Source organism: Salinivibrio sp. AR647 (assembly GCF_001995415.1).
GTDB classification, from domain to species: domain Bacteria; phylum Pseudomonadota; class Gammaproteobacteria; order Enterobacterales; family Vibrionaceae; genus Salinivibrio; species Salinivibrio costicola.
Map to the genome: position 1 here is coordinate 20,187 of NZ_MUFE01000008.1, position 17,870 is coordinate 38,056.

The 17,870-nt window shown below is 47.7% G+C and carries 11 protein-coding genes; 3 read left to right on the top strand and 8 right to left on the bottom strand.

Annotated elements, in window-relative coordinates; all coding sequences use genetic code 11:
* Window positions 1–33 precede the first annotated feature (33 nt).
* Entirely contained in the window at window positions 34–543 is a 510-nt protein-coding gene (gene tssB / locus BZG76_RS10745) for a type VI secretion system contractile sheath small subunit (protein WP_077461344.1), read from the bottom strand.
* Between the two features lie 793 nt (window positions 544–1,336).
* On the opposite strand from tssB, the gene BZG76_RS10750 reads away from it, so the two are divergent.
* A complete protein-coding gene (locus BZG76_RS10750; protein ID WP_077461345.1) occupies window positions 1,337–3,424 on the top strand; it encodes a methyl-accepting chemotaxis protein in 2,088 nt (695 codons plus the stop codon).
* 102 nt (window positions 3,425–3,526) lie between these two features.
* Here BZG76_RS10750 and BZG76_RS10755 read toward each other — a convergent pair whose 3' ends face one another.
* Together BZG76_RS10755 and lamB are read right to left on the bottom strand one after the other, a co-directional pair.
* A complete protein-coding gene (locus BZG76_RS10755; RefSeq protein WP_077461346.1) occupies window positions 3,527–4,354 on the bottom strand; it encodes a MalM family protein in 828 nt (275 codons plus the stop codon).
* Between the two features lie 64 nt (window positions 4,355–4,418).
* On the bottom strand, window positions 4,419–5,594 hold the full coding sequence (gene lamB, locus BZG76_RS10760) for a maltoporin LamB (RefSeq protein ID WP_077461347.1): 1,176 nt from the start codon (window positions 5,592–5,594) through the stop codon (window positions 4,419–4,421).
* A 364-nt stretch (window positions 5,595–5,958) separates the two neighbouring features.
* On the opposite strand from lamB, the gene glgX reads away from it, so the two are divergent.
* Window positions 5,959–7,971 carry a glycogen debranching protein GlgX gene (gene glgX, locus BZG76_RS10765; protein ID WP_077461348.1) on the top strand — a complete coding sequence of 671 codons (2,013 nt, stop codon included), beginning with the start codon at window positions 5,959–5,961 and terminating at the stop codon, window positions 7,969–7,971.
* A gap of 81 nt (window positions 7,972–8,052) precedes the next feature.
* On the opposite strand, the gene malG is transcribed toward glgX, so the two are convergent.
* From malG to malE, 3 genes are all read right to left on the bottom strand, one after another.
* Complete coding sequence (malG, locus tag BZG76_RS10770) at window positions 8,053–8,943, bottom strand: maltose ABC transporter permease MalG (RefSeq protein ID WP_077461349.1); 891 nt, start codon at window positions 8,941–8,943, stop codon at window positions 8,053–8,055.
* Between the two features lie 11 nt (window positions 8,944–8,954).
* Complete coding sequence (gene malF / locus BZG76_RS10775) at window positions 8,955–10,529, bottom strand: maltose ABC transporter permease MalF (protein WP_021023900.1); 1,575 nt, start codon at window positions 10,527–10,529, stop codon at window positions 8,955–8,957.
* Between the two features lie 64 nt (window positions 10,530–10,593).
* Window positions 10,594–11,775, bottom strand: a complete 1,182-nt coding sequence (gene malE, locus BZG76_RS10780; RefSeq protein WP_021023899.1) for a maltose/maltodextrin ABC transporter substrate-binding protein MalE — start codon at window positions 11,773–11,775, stop codon at window positions 10,594–10,596.
* Window positions 11,776–12,275: 500 nt separating this feature from the next.
* Here malE and malK point away from each other — a divergent pair, with 500 nt between their 5' ends.
* Window positions 12,276–13,415, top strand: coding sequence for a maltose/maltodextrin ABC transporter ATP-binding protein MalK (gene malK / locus BZG76_RS10785; protein ID WP_077461350.1), 1,140 nt, complete (start codon window positions 12,276–12,278; stop codon window positions 13,413–13,415).
* Window positions 13,416–13,601: 186 nt separating this feature from the next.
* Here the strand turns inward: malK and glgB are convergent, their stop codons facing one another.
* Both glgB and malQ read right to left on the bottom strand, forming a co-directional pair.
* Window positions 13,602–15,671 carry a 1,4-alpha-glucan branching protein GlgB gene (gene glgB / locus BZG76_RS10790; RefSeq protein WP_443216265.1) on the bottom strand — a complete coding sequence of 690 codons (2,070 nt, stop codon included), beginning with the start codon at window positions 15,669–15,671 and terminating at the stop codon, window positions 13,602–13,604.
* Window positions 15,613–17,799 carry a 4-alpha-glucanotransferase gene (malQ, locus tag BZG76_RS10795; protein WP_077461352.1) on the bottom strand — a complete coding sequence of 729 codons (2,187 nt, stop codon included), beginning with the start codon at window positions 17,797–17,799 and terminating at the stop codon, window positions 15,613–15,615. The genes glgB and malQ overlap by 59 nt, the downstream gene beginning before the upstream one ends.
* Window positions 17,800–17,870 lie beyond the last annotated feature (71 nt).

Here is a 17,870-nt window from a genome sequence, read left to right on the forward strand (position 1 = left end):
CCTAAGGCTTAAGTTACTACTGGTTTGAATCAATTACTCTTTCGGAGCGTCATCATCGCTACTGACAATACTTAGCTCAGCAAGCAACTTCTCACGGGACTCTTCAGAGTTAAGCAGCTCCTGTAAGCGATCACGGAATGCTGGAATATTGCCAAGAGGACCTTTTAATGCAACCAAGGCTTCACGAAGCTCTATTAGTTTTTTGAGCTCGGGAACTTGAGCTGCAACAGAGTCAGGCGCAAAATCATTCATTGATTTAAAAGACAGCTCAACAGGCAGTTCAGCGTCTTTATCATCAGTAAGTTGATTTTTTACAGTGGTGGAAAGATGTAAATTACTTTCACGCATTACATCTTCAAAATTGTTTTTGTCGACTGACACTGTCGCACGCTCTTCAACCGGCGTATCTTCAGTGTGACCTTTAAAATCACCAACAACCAAGGTTTTAAGTGGCAGCTCTACTTCCGCTTGCTGGTCACCCGTTGCAGGTACGTACTTGATATTTATGCGCTCTTTTGGCGCAACGCTTCCTTCTTTGGACACTTTGAACCCTCGATACCTTCACCAAAATGGCAGCACAGCCAGGAATGATCCTGCCACGCTGGACTGCGTTAACATCTTACAAACATCAATGACCTGTTGTGCTGCAATCACTGACGGTGCGCCAGCATACATAACGAAAAATTAGACATTAATTAAAAATGCATAATTTTGGAGTAATGCCTCATTTTTATTTTTTATGATCAAAAACACACGCAACGCTGACACCTTGACATTGTCATGACAATTTATATGTAAACATCATGTTAGCGAGTAAAAACTCTAAAAAACAAATAAAAAGATGTTTTCTTTATTGCGTTTAAATCATTAAAAAAACCACATATAAATAATTAAAATATAGAATTATTTTTAATGATTGTGGATCAGTGAAAGCTTCGTACCGTTAGCACATGCGCTAACATGCAACCTCATCCATCTGCCTACGCCCTCCTCCGTTAGTAACAAAATTGTGAATAAGCGCAGTTTCGCTTGCTGTTTTAACCCAAGCAGTGTGATCGTCGCAACGTGACAACGTCGGTCAAGGCAATGTGATGTGCGCTGGATCGGCTTAAGCTGATCGTTCAAATTAGCTCTCTCCCCCTCCTGATCTCCTCCTTATTGCAAGCGTTACAAGCACAAGTAAGGAGGATGTGCCTGTTGTCTATTTGAGCAACACTAGACACTCTGATCGTCACCGTCGGCGCGCGTTATCTGTTGTGCCATTGCTCGCTAGCACGACGCCCATCGTCACGCCGCTCGACGACCTCCGAATTTTTTCTTTGTGCGGAAAGTGATTATGAAAAAATTGCGTCACCTCTCTATCAGCCAACGAATCAGCCTAACGGCCTCTGCAATCGTGTTAGTCGGTCTGGGTTTGGTCAGCACCATCTCTCTTTCAACTCTGAATACCAGTCAATCAGAAATGTCATCTCAGGTGACAGAGAATGTGAAGCGGGATCAGGTGATAAAAATGCAGAACCGGGCAACGGCACTCAGTGAAGAGATTCATGCCTACATCGCTTCTCCGCTCGATACGGTGCGAACCATTGCTCAGATATATACGTCAGAAGCGGAGAAGAATAAGTCATCAAGGATCCTCGATCGTGATGATATTCCTAGGATCATGTATTCGATTTTGAAACGTCAGCCTGAGTGGCACAACATCTATACCGAGTGGCAAAAAAACGTCTTAGGGGCCGATGCCTTTTATTATGGCGACCCGACCAGTGCAGCGGATGGACGCTATGTACCGTCTGTATCGGTGGATGAAAACGGAGAAATGCGTCTTCAAGCCGCTCAAAACTTTTCAGAATCCAACCCTTGGTATCAGTGCCCGGTGAACACACAAAAAGATTGTATTACTGATCCAAGAACGGCTCAGATTAATGGTAAGACGCAAACGGTGTTCGATGTGACAACTCCCGTTTTTCGCTTTGATAAAACGGTTGCTATGGTGGGAAGTACGCTCAAGACCTCGCAAATCCAATCACTCTTGGCCAAACGTGCCGATAATGACGGGGAACTATTTGTTATCAGTCAAGATGGTCGGATTGTGGCTAGTACCGATCAGCACGTTCAACATGGCGCTGCGGTCTCAGGACTTTCCTCTCCTGCTTACCAACCACTTTCTAACCTTCTAAGCCAGAACGCAACAAACCAGTTCAAGCAAACCGATTCGCACTTTTACGTCTCGCAACCCATTGAGTTTGGCAATATGACCAAGACCTGGTCGGTGATGATTGTGACCCCTATATCTGCTGCTATGGCACCGGTGACGCAACTCAATCAAATGATGACCGAGGCCGAGACGCATATCCAAAACACCATCTATCTGGTAAGTGGTATCGTGCTGATTTTGGCGTTTATCATCATTCAAGTCGTCATCAAACGCCAATTGGCGCCGTTAACCAGTGTTGATCACTCCATTCAGGCGATTGCGCAAGGCGGTGGGGATTTAACTCAGCGTTTATCCGTCACGGGTAAAACCGAGATTGATAGTATCAAACAGTCAGTCAATCAGATGCTGGATGCGCTACAGTCGATGGTTGGCCAAATTCAGCAAGCAGGTGGACGCTTATCGGATACCTCAACGACGGCTAACCATGCGATCACCGATGCGCATCAAGCGCTGTCTGAAAATACGGAGACCTTGCATCAAGCGGCGACGGCCATGGAACAACTAACAGCAACGTCCAAAGATGTGGCAACCAACTCTGAAGCCTCCAAAGAGAAAAATGCCGCGGTGGTGTCGTCACTGAATCAATGTATGGATAATGTGACCAACAACGTAGCGCGCAATCAAACAGCGAACAATGATCTACAAAAAGCCAACAGTTTTGTCAGCGAAGTCAAAGCCAGTGGTAGCGATATTGCCGCACTACTCGATGATATTCGTGGCATTTCGGATCAAACGAACTTATTGGCACTCAATGCCGCGATTGAGTCTGCACGCGCCGGTGAAGCAGGCCGAGGATTTGCAGTGGTGGCGGATGAGGTGCGTGCCTTAGCTCAGCACTCACAAAAGTCTGTCGATCAAATCGTATCGACGCTTGAAACATTCAACCAACTATTGACGGATATTGAAGCGGTTATCCAGCAAGGTGAGCGCGGTGCCGCAGAGGGTTATCAAGCGAGTGTCTCCGTTCAGCAGACCTTAAACGAGATTGTTGATTTGGTACACCAGCTCGGCGATATCAATTATCAAACCGCAGGGGCAGCCGAGGAGCAAAGTGCCGTTTCTCAGCAAGTGGCCGAAAATATCCAAGCCCTTTCACAACGTATAGAGCAAACCTTATCGCTCAGTGAGCAAGCACAAGGCGCAAACCATACGCTGAACCAAGAAGCCACCACCATCCGTCAGCTGGTCGAGACGTTCAAAGTCTAATCCGGCGCACTCTCTTGATCGCAAAAAGGGCACCATTTGCAGGTGCCCTTTTTATTTGCTGTCTAGAATCGCTATGTGATGAAACGTCACTGCAAAGCTCGATTACTGCCGATCTAACTGTGCTTTCATCGCTTCACGAAAGACTTGATCAGCGTCGGCAATACCCAATTGCTCAGCATCACGCAGCAATCCCATTGCTTTGTCGACATCGTTGTCTGCAATCGCGGTTCGAATAGCCTGATGATAAAAATTCACGCTTTCTTGTTGCGGACGTTCAGTGTTGGAGAGCACTGGCAGCACAGTAGACGGATCATCAGTACGTGCTCCCAAGGCGGTTGCCTCAATTGAAAGCTTCCCGGTTAAAGCGCGCGGAACTTGAATATCGCCTACCTCTGGAAAGTAATTCCCTCTTCCCTCTGCGTCTAGTTTCGCTGGATGACTGACCGCCACCGTTTCATTAAGTTTATCTTTATCAGTAAAAACAACCAAGTAGAGCGCACTGTCACCTATTTGTGGATGGACTTTAATATTACCTTGCAAACGGTTTCCATCAGCTAGACGGGGCTTTAGATAAACCAAACCTTGATCATCAAGCTCAGCACGAATATCGCCAGACTGATTAATCACTTTGGCACTTGGGACAAAAACACTATCGTTTATTTCTGTCTCGATATTGACATCCAATCCATTTTTTACCATGGGTAATTCAAAAATAACGCCAGGGCTATCAATGCTATGGATATCGAGCGTTTGTGTTTGCGCGGTCACCGCTAACTTGATCTCTTGATCCATTTCTAACGGCAGTTTTTTCGCTTGTTGAATCTGCGTCACTGCCTTTCCTTTAGGTGCAACCTGATATTGGTCATCAACGCTCGTCGAGCACCCATTAAGTAATAATAACCCAGAAATAAGTAACACTTTCTTATTCATATAAAACACCTAAAAAAATAGCCGACAATTGTCGGCTATGAAAAAAAGACAGTTTAAAAAAGGCTTACCACCAAGCTTCCAATTGCACACCAGTTACGAACTCTGAGTCACCTTTGTCACCAAACGTATCTCCCTCTTCATCCGTTATATACGTACCGTAGAAGCGAATCTCAGGACGCGACCAGAAGCTGTCACCCATTGCCCATGCTTGAGCTAAAGTAAACTTGTGGCCTCCTTGGTCTGCTCCTTGATTTTCGCCATCAAAGAAGCCGACCTCACCGATGGTGCGCATCGTATCGTTCCACTTATAAACAGGGCGCACGACTGCAGTGAACATATCAGAGTCACCCTCACCATCGGTCAAATCCGAGCCATTATGATAAGAAAGCTGATGTCCGAGTTCCATTGACGACCCAATATTCATCACACCCCAGTTGATAATACGATAGCCTTGCGCATCGTTTTTATCGTCTGAACCACGGTTGTACCACGCACCAGAGCCAAAACCAGCAATCTGATCACCGTATCCTGCAGAGCCATATTGCAGTATTGTTTGGTTGAAGCCGTTATCCATATTCTGATGCACAATACCGGTTAGCATAATGCCATCATCAGCTACTTCCGTTTGATCATCTTTTTCTGTCGCAAAGTTATAGGCAGTAGCGAGCTCAAGGCTAGCGTCTTCCCACAAGCCAATATTGGCTAAACGTGCATCAAAAATATAGCCTGAAGACTGATCATTTTCTCCATCTTGAACAAAAGCTAAGGAAAGTTTTTGGTCGCCCAATGAAATATTTTCGATACCACCACCGGTACCTGACGTATTCAAGAAATAGAAGTCAGTAATGTGGATGTCTTTACGTTGATAATAACGCTTACCCGCCCAGATAACGGCTTCAGGGTCAGATGCAATCACCCCTTTGGCTTGGACATTAAATTGCGCGACATTAATCTCGCTATCTTCCCAACCACTTTGACCTTTATCACTAGAGGCAATCATCGATTCCAGCTTCCATGATTGCTCTCCGGTTTGAAGCTCCTCTGAAAAGCCGAACTCGTAATAGTTGTCGTCTTCATTACCCAAACGACCAACTTTATTCTTTTCAAAAGCACTATCACCCGCGCCATTGCCACCGATAGCAGCACCAGCACGTGCATAGCCATTAAAGTCGACAGCGAATGCTGAGGTGGCAGTGACAGCAGTCGCGACAGCTGCGGCAATTAAACTTACTTTTCTCATACCTTACTCCATAATGGGCCTTTTTTACGTGTCTCTTCACACCGGCAGTGGATAGTGGAAAAAGACAAAGTGTCCAAGGCTTAGCTTTCTTCGTTATCCTGGAATTATCCTATCCCTGAGCGGTCATTTTGGCGTCATCCGGCCGTGCGATTTTAGGGGGAGGAGGAGAAAGGATGAGTGAGAGCCAATTATCTAAACTTGTCGAGCTGAGTCACTGAAAGAGGGCGTAATTGGTAATTATTTTTCGCTAAACAGGCCTACAAAACGTCGACATGATCACTATTAATAGATTTATTTTTAAAGGCATGAAACTTAATTACATACTGGGCAATCATCATAAATGTGACATCAGATTGAATTGTTTATGATTAAAAGCTCTAATGGCAGCGAGTCTAATTTAATGGTGTTATTTATGTCGATTTGTTTTCCTGCTCCTTATTCATTAGGGGCTCAGTTATACGGGTCAGGTTGTCGATTTACTTTGTACGCACCAGACCAGGACTGCGTGCATTTATTGTTGTGGCATCAAGGGCACCAACCTCAGCGGCTCGCCATGCGCGAATACAAGCGTGGTTATTGGACAAAAGATGTCGCTGATGTGGTTGCAGGACAAGATTACAGTTTTGAAATCTCACATAATGGCCAAACATGGTGCGTAGCCGATCCGTATGCGCAAGCGGTGACTGGCCCTTTAAGCTATCAGCCTCCTTATACATCATCGCAAAGTACATTACTGGCGCGCTGCCAAGTTGTGGATCATGCGCCATTTGATTGGCAAGGCGTGTCATCCCCTCAGCGTCCAATGTGCGACACTGTGATTTTTGAAACTCACGTTAAAGGGCTGACTCAGCAGCACCCGGATGTGGAGCCGACGGAAAAAGGGCGTTACTTGGGTTTAATCTCACCAGCGATGTTGGCGTTTTACCAACAACATCACATTAATTGCCTGCAACTGCTTCCTATCACCGCCTGCTTACCCGAGCCGCATTTACTCAGCCAGCAAAAAACCAATTATTGGGGCTACAACCCTTATGTTTGGATGGCCCCGGATCCGCGTTATGCCGAAAAGGACGCGGTTAATGAGTTGAAAACAGCAATACGCGAGCTACATCGTCACGATATTGAGGTGATTTTAGACGTGGTATTTAATCATACCGCGGAAGGTGGCGACGGTGGACCCATACTGCATTTTAAAGCGATCGACCAGGCAATGTATCTCCAGGATAACCAACAGCTGCGCAATTATACCGGTTGTGGCAATACCCTTGATTTACACCACCCTGCCTCGCTAAAACTGGTGCTCGACACCTTGCGTATGTGGGTCACCCACTATCACGTGGATGGGTTTCGATTCGATCTCGCCGCCACTATGGGGCGAGACGGCGAGGCTTTTCATCCACACAGTGCCTTTTTCCACGCTATTGCCCAAGACCCCATCCTTTCTACCGTCAAACTGATTGCTGAACCTTGGGATATTGGCCCCAATGGTTACCAGTTAGGCCAGTTCCCAGCAAATTGGGCCGAGTGTAACGATAAAATCCGCGATACCACCCGCAGTGTATGGCGTGGCGATCCAGGCAAGTTACAAGATTTTGCTACTCGCCTTATGGGATCGCGTGACTTTTTTAGTGCCAGCCACTGGCCCGATCATTTGCCGATTAACTATGTCACCTATCATGACGGTTTTACCCTGCAAGATATGGTCAGTTACGCCAAACGACATAACCACGCGAACGGTGAGAATAACCGAGATGGTCACGGTGACAACCGCTCTGCGAACTATGGCATCGAAGGATCGACAGACGATCCCACCATCATGGCTGTTAGGGAGCAGCAAAAGCGTAATATGATCGCGAGTATTTTGTTCTCATTGGGCACCCCGCATATTCTGACCGCGGATCTCATCAGTCACTCGCAACAAGGCAATAACAATGCTTACTGCCAAGATAACCCCACGAGTTGGCTAAACTGGCAAACGCAGGATCACGCTTGGTCAAATTGGTTTGCTACCATGATTGCGCGTCGCAATGCTATTGTGCCGCGCTTTATTGATGCATTGAGTGGCACACAGCGCCATTTAAATCAGATTGCGTGGCGACATTCGAATGGCGATCCGATTCAAGATCACCAATGGCCAAACCTGCAAGCGCTCAGCTGTCAGATCACGCTCGGCGCGCATCACTCTAACGCGGGTCAATCCATGCTTATAGCCATTAATAGCAGCGACACCGCACACACTCTGCGGCTACCCAACCATAATCCGTGGCTTATAGTCTGTGATACGGCGACCGATGAAACGACTGTCACTGCGCCAGAAGCATTCCAACGCTTGGCAGCAAAGAGCTTTTTAGTCTGTATTGACGGTGATTGGCTGTAGCACAATATCCTCGACAGTAAAAAGGCAGCTGTTATCAGCTGCCTTTTACGTGGTTCTTAACAATCAATGGTGGGTTGAGGGTTACCCTTTCACGCCACCTGCGGTCAAACCACCCACTAACCAACGTTGCGCTAGCAAGAAGACACCGGTAATCGGTACAGCTGACAGCACGGCTGCCGCCGCGAAGTCGCCCCACAGGTAATTTTGCGGATACAAGTACTGCTGCATCCCTACCGCCAAGGTATAAGAGTCGACATCCGATAACAGAATCGAAGCCACCGGTACCTCACCCACGGCCATAATAAATGCCAGAATAAAGACCACCGCCAAGATTGGTACTGAGAGCGGAAGTAGTACCAGCCTAAAGGCTTGCCATGGCGTGGCCCCATCCAAAGCCGCAGCCTCTTCGAGGGAGCCGTCAATGCTTTCAAAGTACCCTTTAATGGTCCAGACGTGCAACGCAATCCCGCCTAAATAGGCAAAGATCAAGCCGCCATGAGTGTTGAGCCCTAAAAATGGAATGTACTGACCTAACTTATCAAACAAGGCGTAGATAGCCACCAATGCCAGCACTGCCGGGAACATTTGGAAGATCATCATTGCATCGAGGATAGTCTGCTTACCTTTAAACCGCATACGGGCAAAGGCGTATGCCGAGGTGGTAGACAGCACTACAATAAATAACGAAGTAATGCCTGCAACCTTCACCGAGTTCCATAGCCACAATAGGACGGGGAATGGTGGAGGAGTGACTGTGCCATCCGGGTTAGTCACCGAGAAACCCAGTGCTAACTTCCAGTGCTCCAGTGACGGATTTTTCGGGATCAAACTCCCGGTAGCGAAATTACCCTCACGGAAGGAAATCGCAATAATCATTAACAGCGGGAATAAAATCAGCGCCAAAAATAAGCACAGGCCAATATGGGTTGCCCAGACGCGATATTTTAAGGATTTACCTTGTACCATTGCCATATTAAATATCCTTACTGCGTGTTTTTATGTGCCAAGCGCAGATTCACTAGAGCTAAAGCGCCAACTAAAATGAAAATCAGCGTCGCAATCGCACTCGCCAAACCAAAATCCTGACCGCCACTGCCTTCAAACGCAATTCGGTAGGTGTAACTGACCAGCAAGTCGGTATAACCGGCCGGTTCAGATGTACCAATTCGACTCGGTCCACCCTCTGTCAGCAACATAATCATCACAAAGTTATTGAAGTTAAACGCAAAGGCTGCAATCAGCAGAGGCGTGAGAGGCTTGATCATCATCGGCAATGTGATGCGGGTAAAGTTTTGGATGAAATTCGCACCGTCAATGGCTGATGCCTCATAGAGATCATCCGGAATGGCCTTAAGCAAGCCCATACAAAGAATCATCATATAAGGAAAGCCCAGCCAAGTATTGACCGTTACCACCATACTTCTGGCCATTACAGGGTCTGAGAACCAATTAGGACTGATCCCAAACAGAGCCTCTAATACCATATTTATTTCACCGAAGCTTTGATTATATAAACCGCGGAAAATCAAAATCGAAATGAACGCTGGCACCGCATAAGGCAGAATAAGGAGTAGACGATAAATAGACTTACCCTTCAACTCTTCCCACTGAACAAGGCTGGCAAGAATCAAACCAATAAATAGGGAAAAAGCGACAGATAATACCGAAAAGACAATCGTCCAAATAAAGATGCCAATAAAGGGCTCTTTAATTCCATCATCCGTCCATACGCGTTCGAAATTATCGGTACCAATTTGAACAACATATCCAGGTGAAACAGTATCGCCAACAAATTCGCCGGCATCGTTAACCGCTTGGTAATAACCGATCTCATCATTTGGCTTGAGTGTTTCACCGGTTTGGTTATTGATCAGTGTACGACCATCATCTTGCAGGCTGTAAAGCGGTTGAATGGCAGCAAACTTCCTTAAACCGCTCATCCGAATGATTTGATCATCGCTGCGTTTAAGTTCGAGAGCGCTGAGTGCGTCTCGATTTTGGATCACCGCTCGTAATGTCGCTTTTTCGCCCGAGATACTGTCGACTGGCGTTAACGCCAGTGTTTGGGCTGGAAGGGCTGCAAAGTCAAACGGTTTGGTGGCGTAGCGAGCCTCCGGCATCTCCACCACAAGACGCGCGCCTTTATCCGTTTGGTAAAGAGAAAACGGATAGCTATCACCACCTTGGAAGGTTCGCTCTAGCAATACCGACTGAGCGCGTTCGAAAGATAACTGGTTGGAGGCACTATAATTGGTAAGTGAAAGCCCCACGGTGTATACCAATGGGAAAATGATGAAAAGAATCATTCCCGCGATACCTGGATAAATGTATCGGTGGGCATATGTCTTTTTACTACCAAAAATGTACAGAGCTAACGCGGTTAACACCACGGTTAACAGGGCAAAAGCAGTTTCACCACGCGAATACATTAAAACGGTGGCATAACCGTTAATAATAGCCACAGAGGCCAACAGCGCCCATTTGATGAACGCTTTTGTGCTGCTGGGCAAAGAAGAGCCTGACGTTGTCATAGCTTGAGAACCTTGGACTGACTGCATAAGGAACGCTACTCACTTAATTCTGAAGTGTGCAGGGAGGACGCATCCCCCCTGCAGATAGAGCTTATTTAACCATCTGTTTTTCTGCGTCGTTAAGAGCAGCTTCAACGCTTTGACGGTCATCAACCACGTTGATAATTGCGTTTTTGGCTGCCGCCCAGAACGCGTTCATTTGCGGAATGTTTGGCATTACCTCGCCATGCTTAGCGTTTTCCATCGTTGCCGCAATGCGCGGATCTTTAGCAAGTTCAGCTTGATAAGCATTTAACGCCACCGCACCCAGAGGCTTATCCGCATTCACGGTTGATAGGCCTTCATTGGTCAGCAAATAGTTTTCAAGAAACTCGACGGCGAGTGCCTTGTTTGGCGACGCGGTGCTAATACCGGCACTTAACACGCCAACAAAGGGCTTAGAGGCTTCACCTTGGAAAGTTGGTAAGGTAGCCACACCATAATTAATGCCTGACTTCTCAACGTTCCCCCACGACCATGGGCCATTGATGGTCATCGCTGTGTCACCCTTGTTAAACGCAGCTTCAGAAACGGAATAATCCATATCAGAAGAAATCACGCCATCTTTGACCATCTGCTTCATGAAGTTCAGTGCATCGTGAACCCCTTTATTATTGATGCCCGCATCTTTGACATCATAACCCGTTGCGGTTTGTTTAAACGCATAGCCGCCATCAGCCGCCATTAGTGGCCAAGTAAAGTAGGGTTCTTTTAAGTTCCACATGATGGCCGATTTGCCTTGCTCTTTGAGCTTGGCATCTATCGCAACCACGTCTTGCCACGTTTCTGGCGGGTTAGGGACGAGATCTTTGTTGTAGATAAGAGACAGTGACTCCACGGCCACCGGATAACCGACGTATTTGCCTTTGTATTTGACCGCATCCCAAGCAAAATCGACCATGCCGTCTTTTAAACGATCCGACGGACGGATTTCTGTCAATAAGCCTGACTCGGCATAGCCACCGAAACGGTCATGCGCCCAAAAAACGATATCTGGGCCATCACCCGTTGATGCGGTTTGCGGGAACTTGTCTTGCAGGCCATCAGGGTGAACCACGGTTACAGGAATGCCCGTGTCTTGTTCAAAACGGTCACCCACTTCGGCAAGGCCGTTATAACCTTTGTCACCATTAATCCAAATGGTCAGCTGGCCTTCTTCGATATTCGCATTTGCACCAAATGAGCCAAGTGCAATCAGGGTACCGAGGGCAACAGCGCTAAGTGATTTATTCATCTTTCTATCCTTCTTCTACTGAGGTGTAGCACGATTCCATGGAGGATGAGCTGTGTTTCAGGCTCTATCATGGGTAATTCCTCTTCATTCCTCATCATCCTGGTCTCTACGCCCTACACCGCTGCGAGCGAATTCGTGATCCATATCGCTCGTCACTAATGATGCGGCTCACAAAAATAAACTGAACGTGATCAAGTTCAACTAATTAGCTCAGATTTTTGTGAAGTACGCCCTCAAATTATTTTAGGTAGGAGAAAATCCTCCTCCCCGCCTACTCCCCCTGTAATAATTGATGATAGGAGGATGCAGGGCTAGCGCAGATAAGACACACTGAGTCTCATCAAAAAAAGCATGAGTGGTATTTTTCCCTAGTGTGGTTAATTAATCATCAACGAACGTTAAACAAAAGCGGTAACGCTTATAACGACCCACATTGATAACATAACCACGTATCATGCAAATTGAGCCGAATTAATGAAAAGCGATTGAGGGCGAGCGACATGGCAAGTGTCACGTTTAAAAACGTTTGTAAAGCGTATGACAACGATGTAATGATTTCTAAAAACGTTGACCTAGAGATTAAAGATGGCGAATTTGTCGTCTTTGTCGGTCCTTCTGGTTGCGGTAAATCCACCTTATTGCGCTGCGTTGCCGGGTTGGAAGATATTACGTCGGGCGACCTTTACATTGATGATCAGCGAGTAAATGATATTGAGCCATCTAAGCGTGGCGTCGGCATGGTGTTCCAATCCTATGCCCTTTATCCCCACTTAAACCTCTACGATAATATGTCATTTGGTTTAAAGCTGGCAAAAGCCAATAAGGCTGAGGTAGATAAACGCGTGCATCAAGCGGCGGAGATTTTGCAACTTGGTCACTTATTAGATAGACAACCAAAATCCCTGTCGGGCGGCCAACGTCAGCGCGTCGCCATTGGCCGTACCCTGGTGTCTCAACCACAGGTTTTTCTACTTGATGAACCCTTATCGAATCTCGATGCGGGGTTACGGGTGCAGATGCGTGCACAAATCACCAAGTTACAACGTCAGCTTGGCTGTACCATGATTTATGTCACACACGATCAGATCGAAGCGATGACCATGGCCGATAAAATTGTGGTGCTAGATGAGGGCCGTGTCGCGCAAGTGGGCAAACCGCTTGAGCTATACCACTACCCACAAAATCGCTTTGTGGCCTCGTTTATTGGCTCACCAAAAATGAATTTCATGAGCGTATTCATCGCAGATGTTGAGCCGACTCGGGTCAAAGTGCAGCTAAGTGAGGGGGCTAGTTTCTGGATACCGGTCGATGGCAAAACCGTCACCCGCGGTGATCGTATGTCGCTAGGGATTCGCCCAGAGCATTTAATCGCCGCCAAAGACGGTGATGCCAAAATCGAAGGGGAAGCGACCATCGTTGAGAAGTTGGGTAACGAGACGCAAATTTATCTCAACCTAGAAAGTGCCGATGCGGATGTGATCTATCGCCAACTCGATACCGTTGAGATTGAGCCCGGCGAGAAGTATGCGATTGGTATTCCCGCTCACCGCTGTCACTTATTCCACAGCGACGGCCGCGCGTGCAAGCGTCTACACCGTGAAAACGGCGTGACCTTCATTGACGAAGAAGATGCGGCATAAAATGGCGCCTTAAAGATAATGATTAGGCCGCATACGCGGCCTTTTTTGATGGTTTCAACCTAGAACAAGGCGGTAAGCGGTACAGTAAACATAGCGTTGCGGTCTGCGCGAGGCGACAAATAAAAACGCACCAAGAATTAACTTGGTGCGTTCCTCGTTGGGTCGTCTAGCGTGGTTTGAAGTTGCTCACCCTTGCCAGCGATAAAAAACCGTGGCTAACGGTGGCAAATTGAGCGTCAGTGATTGGGGTTGCTCATGTGCTGATATTTTATCCGTACTCACTACTTGGTAAACCGGATAGCCACTGCCCCAAAATGCCTCATCATCGGAGTTTAATACCAGTTGGTAGTCGCCACTCATCGGTACACCTAGCTGAAGGCCATCACGTGGTACAGGCGTGAAATTACTCACCACCAGCACTCGCGAGCCATCGTCGCCCAAGCGCTCATGGGCCATGATACTGATATCTGCCGCATCTTTGACTCGCCATTCAAACCCTGTCGGATCACAATCGAGTCGATACAATGCTGGCGTCGACACATAAAGAGCATTGAGGGCTTTCACCAGAGCTTGAACACCTTGGTGGCGTTCATACTGCAACCAGTGCCACTCAAGTTGACTATCGTGATCCCACTCTGCTGTTTGACCAATTTCCGCCCCCATAAAATTCAGTTTTTTTCCGGGTTGACCATACATATAGCTCAAATAGGCGCGTAAATTAGCCGTTTGTTGCCACTCATCGCCAGGCATTTTGCCCATCAGAGAGCCTTTACCATAGACCACTTCGTCATGCGATAGCGGTAACACATAGTTCTCACTAAACGCATAAACCAATGGGAAGGTCAGCGTATCGTGATGATAGCGTCGATGCACAGGTTCTTCACGGATATAACTTAAGCTGTCATGCATCCAGCCCATATTCCATTTGAATCCGAACCCAAGCCCTCCCATATACGTGGGCGCAGACACGCCAGGAAATGTGGTGGACTCTTCGGCAATCGTCATCGCATTGGGAAAATAGTGATAAACCGACTCGTTCATCCATTTTAGTGTCGCGATCGCGTCGTAATTCTCGTTGCCACCGTCAGCGTTGGGGAGCCATTGGTCATGCTCACGCGAATAATCGAGATAGAGCATCGACGCGACGGCATCCACGCGTAGACCATCAATGTGAAATTGATCGAGCCAATACAGCGCATTATTCACCAGAAAGCGGCGCACATGATCTTTACCCATATCGTAGAGATGGCAGTGCCAATCATTATGCCAACCACGACGCGGATCAGGATCGTGATATAAAGGCGTGCCATCAAAGTACGCAAGCCCATGATCATCGGTGGGAAAATGCCCCGGCACCCAATCAAGGATCACGCCAATCCCTGCCTGATGGCATTGGTCGACAAAATACTTAAAATCATCCGGCGATCCGTAGCGGCTGGTCGGTGCAAAAAGCCCTATGGGTTGATATCCCCACGACCCATAAAAAGGGTGCTCACTGACCGGCATTAGCTCCACATGGGTATAGCCCATATCAACCAGATACGGCACTAAGCGCGCAGCAAGGTCGCGATAGCCCAGCATTTGGCCATTTTCATCATGTTGCCACGAGCCAAGATGTAACTCATAAAACGACAAGGCTTGTTGATGCTTTGCGGTTATGGGTCGTTGCTGCCACTGATGATCGTTCCATTGATAAACAGACTGATCATAAGTCAGTGACGCAAACGAGGGATAAGGCTCAGCGTACGCCCCGTAAGGATCGGCTTTATGGGGTAAACCCTGTCCATCAGGACCGGTTAAGGCGTATTTATAGCGTTGGTGTGTGCCAAGGTTGGCAATAAACCCGACCCAAAAGCCATCTTCAATGGGCGTCATCAAGGCGGTATCAGCGTGCCATTGGTTCCAATCGCCAATCACGCTGACCGATTGCGCATGAGGGGCAAAGACAATAAAACGCACGCCTTCAATAGGCTCACCCTTAACCGGCAAGGTCATAGGATGCGCACCCATGAGCTGATGCGCATAGCGAGGATTGTGCAAGGCCGCGAGATCGATGTCGTAGTGATCGGGGTGCGTATAGTATGGTGTCATCGAGGAAGAGGAATGTGACACAGAAGGCTCCTTATAGAAAAACGCTCCATCCCATGTGTGTTGGCTAGCACTAAGGATAGAGCGTGGTCGCGTGGTGATCAGGCGATCAAACGGATAGATGACTCGCGTGTAAGCGTACCCGCGAAAGATCCTTCGCCAGTTGATTTAACTCTTCGCGGCTAAACAACGTATCTAGGTTCACAGAGAGTTTACGTCGCCAGTTAGGATACTCATCAACCGTACCAGGGATATTAACTGGCTTGTCCATTTCTAACCAATCTTCAAGCTGCACACTCAACAGCGCAGATTGGCCGGCTGCGACATGCAATTGTAGTGCGCGACACAAATAGCCATCCATCGGCACATAACGCGCATCTGCCCCTACACCTTCCGGCAACATGCCATGCCAACGAACACTGTCTAAGATCCCTTGTTTCGCTTTTAAGCGATCATCAAACAACTGCTGAAGCTGTGCTTCGTCCGGATACAAGCCCAGCTCTTGACCCATTTTTAAGTCATCACAATGCCAAAATCCCCGAATGGTTGGCATATCATGAGTGGAAAGTGTTGCCATCGCTTGCTCGGTATAATGGGCCGGTGAAATAAATCCACCATCTTCCTCTGACGTTTCAAAGAAGAACACTTTATAAGAATGCACACCCGCATCGCTCAGCAACGCACCAATTTCGTCAGGCACCGTGCCTAAATCTTCACCAATCACACTGCATTGATGACGGTGTGATTCAAGTGCCAAAATAGCAAGCATGTCTTTTACTGGGTAATATAAATACGCGCCTTCGCTGGCGTTCTTGCCTTTCGGGATCCACCATAAACGCAACAGACCTAGCACATGGTCAATCCTTAATGCACCACAGTGACGCATATTGGCACGCAACAGTTCAATATACGCATGATAACCCGAAGCTTGCAGCGCTTGTGGATCAAACGGTGGTAAGCCCCAATTTTGTCCTCGCGGCCCCAACATATCGGGTGGCGCGCCAACACTGGCGTCAAGCACGAGTGGCGAGTTATCTGACCATGTTTCACTTCCCGCATCTGAAACACCCACCGCCAAGTCGCGATATAAACCGAGCGCCATGCCTTGTTCTTCGGCGATCGCTTGTGCCTCTTCGATTTGGATTTGAGCAATCCACTGTAAATACATATACAGCTGGATGTCATCATGGTGCTGTTCAATAAAAGCTTGCGTCGCCGCATTCTCATAACGACGGTACTTTTCTGGGAACACCGGCCAGCCCCACATATTCTCGTCGTCTGCGCGCAAGTGTTGATGCAATGCATCAAAGGTCGCTTGCTGTTTTAAGCTGTCACCACCTTGCTCAATAAAATCTAAGAAAGCGCGGCCACGATGCGTCTGTTGCAGCAACTCCCGCTGTTTAAACTCCTCAAACAGTAACGGCAATACCGCCATCTTCAATGCGGCAACTTCACTATAATCGACCCAATGGGTATCACGTACGGCCTGTAATCGACGTTGAAACGCGGCACTGCCGACCAGTTGCTGTGCTTTGGCGCTCAATGAAAACTCTCGCACCGCACTGACATCGATATACAAAAGATTAAGCCAGCGACGCGATGACGGGCTATAAGGACTCGCAGCTTCAGGATTGGCAGGGAAAAGCGCATGAATCGGGTTCAGACCAACAAAATCTGCCCCGCGTGACGCCAATTCACTGACCAACTGTTTGAGATCGCCAAAATCACCGATGCCCCAATTATGTGGAGTGCGTAAGGTGTAGAGCTGAATACTCGGCCCCCACATTTTTTTGTGCGCGTTCAGTTCAGGTTGTTTATAGCACTGAGAAGGCGCCATAATTAACGTCATCTGATAGGGAGATTTGCGGCGCTTTCGGTTTACAAAAAGACGGTGGTAGCCCCAAGGTAGAGCGCACGGTAAGCTAAAAACGAGCGGGCCACCCTCACTGCGTTCATCGCGAATAATTTGTGACTGAAGATAACCTTCAAAGCACTCGCCCTGTTCGGTTTCCAAACGCCAACTAAAATCACTGTCTCTGGCACTGGTGCCAAGGTAAAGCGCAATTTCAACCGGTTCGTTGTCTTGCACCACCTGTACGGGGGCAAGCACATCCGTTTTATGTTTTCTCTCCGCTGATGCCAACAACGCATCATCATGACGTGTGTCATAGCCAAGTGACGTTAATAAATCATGTAAGGTACTGTCTGGCACCGCCGCTTCTGTGCCCCAAGCACTGATATAACGGTCGGCAAGGTTCGCCATGTGTGCGACTGTCTTTAATGCAGATTCTTTCATCGCTTTCTCCGAGGGGTCTGCCCCCTTCTTTTATTGGGCAATATTGTTGTCATTATTATCAGGTGGCAAGG

Excerpts from the sequence above, each read along its gene's own strand:
- malQ (WP_077461352.1), bottom strand. The coding sequence starts at position 17,799 with ATGAAAGAATCTGCATTAAAGACAGTCGCACACATGGCGAACCTTGCC.
- lamB (WP_077461347.1), bottom strand. The coding sequence starts at position 5,594 with ATGAGAAAAGTAAGTTTAATTGCCGCAGCTGTCGCGACTGCTGTCACT.
- malK (WP_077461350.1), top strand. The coding sequence starts at position 12,276 with ATGGCAAGTGTCACGTTTAAAAACGTTTGTAAAGCGTATGACAACGAT.
- malF (WP_021023900.1), bottom strand. The coding sequence starts at position 10,529 with ATGCAGTCAGTCCAAGGTTCTCAAGCTATGACAACGTCAGGCTCTTCT.
- BZG76_RS10755 (WP_077461346.1), bottom strand. The coding sequence starts at position 4,354 with ATGAATAAGAAAGTGTTACTTATTTCTGGGTTATTATTACTTAATGGG.
- malE (WP_021023899.1), bottom strand. The coding sequence starts at position 11,775 with ATGAATAAATCACTTAGCGCTGTTGCCCTCGGTACCCTGATTGCACTT.
- glgX (WP_077461348.1), top strand. The coding sequence starts at position 5,959 with ATGATTAAAAGCTCTAATGGCAGCGAGTCTAATTTAATGGTGTTATTT.
- BZG76_RS10750 (WP_077461345.1), top strand. The coding sequence starts at position 1,337 with ATGAAAAAATTGCGTCACCTCTCTATCAGCCAACGAATCAGCCTAACG.
- malG (WP_077461349.1), bottom strand. The coding sequence starts at position 8,943 with ATGGCAATGGTACAAGGTAAATCCTTAAAATATCGCGTCTGGGCAACC.